This window comes from Citrobacter sp. TBCS-14 (genome assembly GCF_005280805.1).
GTDB classification, from domain to species: domain Bacteria; phylum Pseudomonadota; class Gammaproteobacteria; order Enterobacterales; family Enterobacteriaceae; genus Citrobacter; species Citrobacter gillenii.
The window spans coordinates 1-205 of the sequence record NZ_SZWM01000902.1 but is presented as its reverse complement, the minus strand read 5'-3'; the positions used below and the strand labels follow the sequence as shown (position 1 = coordinate 205).

The window sequence follows — 205 nt, the reverse complement described above, 5'->3', positions numbered from 1 at the left end:
CGTGAATATTCGACGTAAAAATCGGCTATGGATAGCCTGTGCGGTGCTGGCGGGCCTGGCTTTGACCATCACGCTGGTGCTCTATGCGCTGCGTTCCAATATCGATCTGTTCTATACGCCGGGAGAAATACTCTACGGCAAGCGCGAAACTCAGCAGATGCCGGAAGTCGGTCAACGCCTGCGCGTTGGCGGTATGGTTATGCCG

At 55.6% G+C, this 205-nt stretch carries 1 protein-coding gene; it reads left to right on the top strand.

Features of this window, described 5'->3' with window-relative positions; translation table 11 throughout:
• Position 1 precedes the first annotated feature (1 nt).
• The coding region (locus FDX22_RS21970; protein WP_186805423.1) for a cytochrome c maturation protein CcmE at positions 2-205 on the top strand (204 nt) is incomplete at its 3' end.